The organism is Caulobacter sp. P1_B12_2, assembly GCF_056406675.1.
Map to the genome: position 1 here is coordinate 1 of NZ_JBFTZS010000326.1, position 5,394 is coordinate 5,394.

The following is a 5,394-nucleotide window of genomic DNA, read 5'->3' on the forward strand; positions in this document are numbered from 1 at the left end:
GCCCAAAGCGGCGAGGCCGCGCCTTGAAACCTTGATGGCGAGCCTGCTCTGGCGTCTGACCGAGWCAAGGACGACGCGYCGCGTCGCCGCGACGCGGCCGCCRGAGGCGGTCCTTGACTCGGYCAGACGCCAGAGCTCCGATCCACCAAGGCTTTAAGGCGYGGSCCCATCCGGGGCGGATGAGGGCGTCCGGCGGGAAGCAAACGTTCCGAAGGGCCCAGAAGGGTGGAAATTGGACTTTGGCTCGCGATGGGATCAGCGATCCGGATTTCTTTCGATAAACAGAGCGATCGCGTCTGAGATCGTCGGCTTCCATTCGTTCGGCTGCGTCGGCATTTCACTGAGAAAATGCTCCAGCATGCTCTGAGGAGAGATCAACTCATCTGAGCCAAGTTCCTCGTCGCCACCGACGTAGTTGGCAAAGGCAATCCAGACCTGATTGGATTCCAGATCACGAAAGCCGGCGTAGCGAACGGCCAGTTCTGTGCTCGCCCGAACCCAAACGGCGATCTCTTCAAACATGCCTCGCTCCTAGCGTCGGCAAATGGATAGCTGACATCACTAAGGTCCGACTAGGGTGGGAAGCGGACCTAGCCCAAGGTGCCGCCAAGGCGTGCGCGCACCTCCTCCGGCTTCAGATCATATCCAGTAGCTCGATCCCCGGACCAGTTCACCCCCACCACCAACTGGTCCTTCTCGAGGCCCGGGAGCCAACGGTCAGTGAACTCCTGCATAGTGAGCTTGTGCGGGGTGAAGTTGCGGTAGGCATCTACGGTGGCGATCACCTTCTGCGCCCGACTTTCAAGTGACCAGAACGGCATGGCTCTTTCGCCGGAACTGTTGGCAGGCGCAGGAAAGCCCTCGTCGTCACGGATCGTCCACACTAGCCGGTCCTTCAAGACCTCGTCGAAAAAGTGCTTGGTCTGGGCTGCGGCAGTGCTCATCGGCCTTTCTGAGCATGAGAGGGCAATTTCCGCAACGGGGTCGTAGGCGGAAGCTGGCGTCGGCGCTGGAAGCAGACCTTGGACCTTGCCGCCCACAGCGGACGCCCGGAAGGTCAGCTTGGGGTGGGTTGCAGACATTGGACGACACGGAGGTTTTGCGGCAACTTGGCCGTATGTCGCGATATCTGATGGTAGGGCTTTTGTCTGTCGCCTTGGGCGCTTGCGCTCACTCTGGGCGCGAGATGCCAACCGCAACGGATGCCGCGCAGGCTTATGCAAGGAAACAGGCTGAGCCGTGCTGGTTGTTGATAGATGACCCGTCATGCGACGGTCAGGTTTTTCTTCCACCGCCGGTTAGCTCAGTGACCAGTATCCGGTGCAACTCAGGACTATCTCCTACTGTAGCCTGCCATTTTCGCGTGGCGAACGAGCGCTGTAGAGCCCGATTTCAGCAAGAAGGCGGCATCTGGCACGTCACACGTCGTGGTATTTTACTCAATGTGAGTTGCCGAACCTAGGCCATGTACGGGCGATACGGGACGCGGGAGCGGACCTTCTGATTGTCCGACTAGGGTCGAAAGCGGAAGTCAGCTTCCGGACGCGATTGAGCCCTTCCTCACCGCGCGCTAAGCCCCTCTCATGACCGCCCTCTACACCGACTCTGACGTCGCCGACCTGACCCGCCGCCTGCTGGACCACAGCCTGCCCAAGGACCAGTGGACCCACGCCGCGCACCTGAGCGCCACCCTGCATCTGGTTCGTACACGGAACGACGGCCTGGAGCGCGACATGCCGCGGATCATCCAGACCTACAATGTCGCGGTCGGCGGGGTGAACGACGACGCCGGCGGCTATCACGAGACCATCACCCAGGCCTATCTGGCCGCCATCCGCGCCTTCGTCGCGACCCTGCCGGCCGGGATCGGCGACGGCGAGGCGTCGGCCCGGCTGCTGGCCACGCCGATGGGCGACAAGGCCTGGCCGCTGACCTTCTGGTCGCGCGAGCGGCTGTTCAGCGTGGAGGCTCGGCGCGGCTGGGTGGAGCCGGACCTGGCGCCGCTGCCCGCCCCCGTCGGCCCGCCTGAAGACGTGCCGGCATGATCCCGTTCACGCCCGCCTTTCTCGGCGTCTATCTGGCCGTCCTGAACCTGCTGACCTTCGCGATCTTCGGCCTCGACAAGGCCGCCGCCGTCGCCCGGCGTCCGCGCGTGCCCGAACGCGTCCTGCTGACCCTGGCGGCCCTGGGCGGCACCCTCGGCGCCCTGGTGGCCCGGCCGGTGTTCCGCCACAAGACCCGCAAGCAGCCGTTCGGCGCCTGGCTGGTGCTGATCGTGTTCGTGCAGGGGGTGGTGGTCGTGGCCGGGCTGGCAATCGCCTGGGCCGAACGCGCCGCCTGACCGCGGGCCTGCGGGTGAGCGAAGTCCTCCTCGGTTCCTCGGCGCCGCCGCTCAGGGCTGGCGGGCGACGCTGTTGTCGACGCCGGAGATCTTGACCCGGGGCTCGCGGTCGGCGCGCCAGCGCACCTTGTTCCCCGTACCCTCGACCGACACCGAGGCGGCGGGCTTCAGGCCGATGGTGATCGTGCTGTCGGTTCCGGTCAGGGTCAGGCTGGCGCAGGCGCCGGTGAAGGTCAGGATGTGGTCCACGCCCTCGACCAACACGTCGCGGCCCTCGCAGGCGATTGTGCGTTGCTGCTCCACGCCGCTGATGCGGATCGCGTCCTTGCCCACATTGGCGGTTCCAACCTGGGCGGCGGCCGCCAGCACGGCGATAAGCGTCATCATGATCGGTCCTCGAGTCGTTCGGGGTTTGAGGGCGGGGGTTTGGAGGCGCAGGCTAGCTTCCTCGCGCGACGCGCGCGTGAAAGCCTGGCCATTCGAACAGTCCAGACCCTGGCGAGGTTCCCGACGCATCCTGCGGCGGGACGCCGAAACGCCCCTTGACTGACGCGGCGACGCTCGCCGCCAATGGCGTCACACCGCGTCGGAGCCCGCGCCATGATCGTCGTCCATCACCTGAACAACTCGCGCAGCCAGCGGGTGCTGTGGCTGCTGGAGGAGCTGGGGCTGCCCTACGAGGTCAAGCGCTACGAGCGCGACGCCAAGACCATGCTGGCCCCGCCGGAGCTGCTGGCCGTCCACCCCCTGGGCAAGTCTCCGGTGATCACCGACGGCGACAAGACCATCGCCGAGACCGGGGCGATCGTCGAGTACGTGATCGAGACCTACGGCGGGGGCCGGCTGATCCCCGCCGCCGGGACGCCCGAGCGCCTGCGCTGGACCTACTGGCTGCACTATGCCGAGGGCTCGGCCATGACGCCGCTGCTGCTGAAGCTGGTGTTCACCGCCCTGCCCGCCCGCGCGCCCGGCCTGCTGAAGGGCCTGGTCAAGGCCGTCGCCGCCAAGGCCCAGAGCGGCTTCGTGGATCCGCAGCTGAAGATGCACGTCGACTACTGGGACGCCGAACTGGCCAAGAGCGCCTGGTTCGCCGGGCCGGACTTCACCGCCGCCGACATCATGATGAGCTTCCCGCTCGAGGCCGGCGCGGCCCGCGCGGGTGCGGCCTCCCGCCCGCATGTGAAGGCGTTCCTGGACCGCATCCACGCCCGCCCGGCCTACCGCAAGGCGCTGGAGCGCGGCGGGCCGTACGACTACGCGTGATCCACCGCCGTTCCTGACCACCGTCATCCTCGGACTTGTTCCGAGGACCCCTCGTTCAGCCGAGCTGCCGGTTGAGGTTCGGTCGCGATCTCACCGCTTCACGGATCGCCCTTCTTCGCGGTTGATGCAGGGGTCCTCGGAACAAGTCCGAGGATGACGGTGAGAGGGTGAGAGAGGGGCCCACTGCCCCCCCCTGCGACACGACGCCACCGTTAAGCTTGGTTAAGGCTTCCCTCACCTCCCCTCCGGCATGGTCTCGCGGAGCGTCCCGTCGGAGGGGCGGAGTGGAGCGCGTCTTGGATCAGGCAGGGACAGAGGCAAGGACCGCGCGCGGCGCGACCGCGCGACTGATCCTGCTCTCGGGCGCGACGATCCTGGCCACCCTGTTCGCCACCGTGGCCGCCGGCGCCGCGCCGCGCGACCCCGCCCGGGTCGCGGCGGTGTTTCCGCCCTGGTGGACGCCCGCCCAGGCCGCTTCGGCCGCCGCCTCGGCCGGCCAGATCGCCGGCGCGGGCGGCGTGTCCTTCATCCTCATCCTGCGCGGCGAGCCCGGCCAGCTGGAGTCGCGCGCCCGCGCGGCCGGCGCCTGGCTGCTGCTCGACCCCGACGCCGCCGGCGTCTGCGCCAATCCTTCCCGGGAACTCCGCTGATGCGCCTGATCTTCTCCAACCTCGACGCCCAGCGCCAGTCCGGCGCCAAGCTGATCGCCCTGCTGACCGCCCTGATGGCGCCGGTGGTGATCGCCACCAAGCTGATCCTGGGCGGACCGTTCGTGGCCCTGGGGATCGCCGCGGCCGGCGTCGCCGTGCTGGGCGGCCTGGCCCTGAAGATGAGCGCCGCCGGATCGACCGGCCGGGCGCTGTCGGGCGTGGCCCTGATGGCCCAGGTCTCGCTGCTGGTCGCCGCCGTCGACGGCCACGCCTGGCAGATCGACATGCACATGGCCTATTTCGCCGCCCTGGCCCTGCTGGTGGTCTATTGCGACTGGACCGTGATCGCCGCGGCCGCCGCCACCGTGGCCGTGCACCATCTGGGCCTCAGCTACATCCTGCCCGCCGCCGTGTTCCCGGGCTCGGCCAGCCTGGGCCGGGTGATCCTGCACGCCGTGATCCTGATCGTCGAGGCCGGCGCCCTGATCGGCATCTGCGCCAGCGTCAACCACATGTTCTCGGTGGCCGAACGGGCCCGGGCCAAGGCCGAGGCCGCGATGGCCGAGGCGCGCGACGCCGACCAGGCCGCCGAGCAGGCCCGCCGCTCGCAGGAGACCGACCGCGTCGCCCACGCCGCCGTCCAGGCCCAGTCCGAACGCCAGCGGGCCGACATGGTCGACGCCCTCGCCGAAAGCCTGGCGCGCCTGGCCAAGGGCGACCTGTCGGTGCGTCTGATCGAGCGCTTCCACGAATCCTACGAGCAGCTGCGCGCCGACTTCAACCAGGCGGCCGGCAAGCTGTCGGACGCCCTGGTGGTGATCGACGACCGCGTGGCCGGCGTACGCCGGGGCTCGGACCAGATCGCCGACGCCGCCTCGAACCTGTCGCGCCGCACCGAGCAGCAGGCCGCCAGCCTGCAGGAAACCGCCAGCGCCATGGACGAGATCACCGCCACCGTCGGCCAGACCGCCGACGGCGCGCGCCGCGCGGCCCAGGTCGTGGCCCAGGCCCGCGAGGACGCCCGGCGCTCCGGCGAGGTGGTCGACGAGGCGGTCGGGGCCATGGGCGCGATCGAGACCTCGGCCACCCAGATCTCTCGGATCATCGGGGTGATCGACGAGATCGCCTTCCAGACCAACC

At 68.4% G+C, this 5,394-nt stretch carries 8 protein-coding genes; 5 read left to right on the plus strand and 3 right to left on the minus strand.

Features of this window, described 5'->3' with window-relative positions; genetic code table 11:
• Positions 1 to 255: 255 nt before the first annotated feature.
• A complete protein-coding gene (locus AC1DZ6_RS18105) occupies positions 256 to 522 on the minus strand; it encodes a hypothetical protein (RefSeq protein ID WP_477098533.1) in 267 nt (88 codons plus the stop codon).
• A 68-nt stretch (positions 523 to 590) separates the two neighbouring features.
• A complete protein-coding gene (locus AC1DZ6_RS18110) occupies positions 591 to 944 on the minus strand; it encodes a DUF2750 domain-containing protein (protein WP_477098534.1) in 354 nt (117 codons plus the stop codon).
• A 639-nt stretch (positions 945 to 1,583) separates the two neighbouring features.
• On the opposite strand from AC1DZ6_RS18110, the gene AC1DZ6_RS18115 reads away from it, so the two are divergent.
• Together AC1DZ6_RS18115 and AC1DZ6_RS18120 are read left to right on the plus strand one after the other, a co-directional pair.
• A complete protein-coding gene (locus tag AC1DZ6_RS18115; protein ID WP_477098535.1) occupies positions 1,584 to 2,045 on the plus strand; it encodes a hypothetical protein in 462 nt (153 codons plus the stop codon).
• Positions 2,042 to 2,341, plus strand: coding sequence for a DUF1294 domain-containing protein (locus tag AC1DZ6_RS18120; protein WP_477098536.1), 300 nt, complete (start codon positions 2,042 to 2,044; stop codon positions 2,339 to 2,341). Before AC1DZ6_RS18115 ends, AC1DZ6_RS18120 begins: the two co-directional genes overlap by 4 nt.
• Before the next feature lie 51 nt (positions 2,342 to 2,392).
• Here AC1DZ6_RS18120 and AC1DZ6_RS18125 read toward each other — a convergent pair whose 3' ends face one another.
• Positions 2,393 to 2,728: a DUF3060 domain-containing protein gene (locus AC1DZ6_RS18125; protein WP_477098537.1), complete on the minus strand. Its 336-nt coding sequence runs from the start codon at positions 2,726 to 2,728 to the stop codon at positions 2,393 to 2,395.
• A gap of 213 nt (positions 2,729 to 2,941) precedes the next feature.
• Between AC1DZ6_RS18125 and AC1DZ6_RS18130 the strand changes: the two genes are divergently transcribed.
• The 3 genes from AC1DZ6_RS18130 to AC1DZ6_RS18140 all read left to right on the plus strand — a co-directional run.
• Positions 2,942 to 3,604 (plus strand): glutathione S-transferase family protein, encoded by a 663-nt coding sequence (locus tag AC1DZ6_RS18130; RefSeq protein WP_477098538.1) that lies wholly within the window; start codon positions 2,942 to 2,944, stop codon positions 3,602 to 3,604.
• A 296-nt stretch (positions 3,605 to 3,900) separates the two neighbouring features.
• Complete coding sequence (locus tag AC1DZ6_RS18135; RefSeq protein ID WP_477098539.1) at positions 3,901 to 4,254, plus strand: hypothetical protein; 354 nt, start codon at positions 3,901 to 3,903, stop codon at positions 4,252 to 4,254.
• Positions 4,254 to 5,394: methyl-accepting chemotaxis protein (locus AC1DZ6_RS18140; protein WP_477098540.1), on the plus strand; the 1,141-nt coding region annotated here is incomplete at its 3' end. The genes AC1DZ6_RS18135 and AC1DZ6_RS18140, both read left to right, overlap by 1 nt.

Excerpts from the sequence above, each read along its gene's own strand:
- AC1DZ6_RS18105 (WP_477098533.1), bottom strand. The coding sequence starts at position 522 with ATGTTTGAAGAGATCGCCGTTTGGGTTCGGGCGAGCACAGAACTGGCC.
- AC1DZ6_RS18110 (WP_477098534.1), bottom strand. The coding sequence starts at position 944 with ATGAGCACTGCCGCAGCCCAGACCAAGCACTTTTTCGACGAGGTCTTG.
- AC1DZ6_RS18115 (WP_477098535.1), top strand. The coding sequence starts at position 1,584 with ATGACCGCCCTCTACACCGACTCTGACGTCGCCGACCTGACCCGCCGC.
- AC1DZ6_RS18120 (WP_477098536.1), top strand. The coding sequence starts at position 2,042 with ATGATCCCGTTCACGCCCGCCTTTCTCGGCGTCTATCTGGCCGTCCTG.
- AC1DZ6_RS18125 (WP_477098537.1), bottom strand. The coding sequence starts at position 2,728 with ATGATGACGCTTATCGCCGTGCTGGCGGCCGCCGCCCAGGTTGGAACC.
- AC1DZ6_RS18130 (WP_477098538.1), top strand. The coding sequence starts at position 2,942 with ATGATCGTCGTCCATCACCTGAACAACTCGCGCAGCCAGCGGGTGCTG.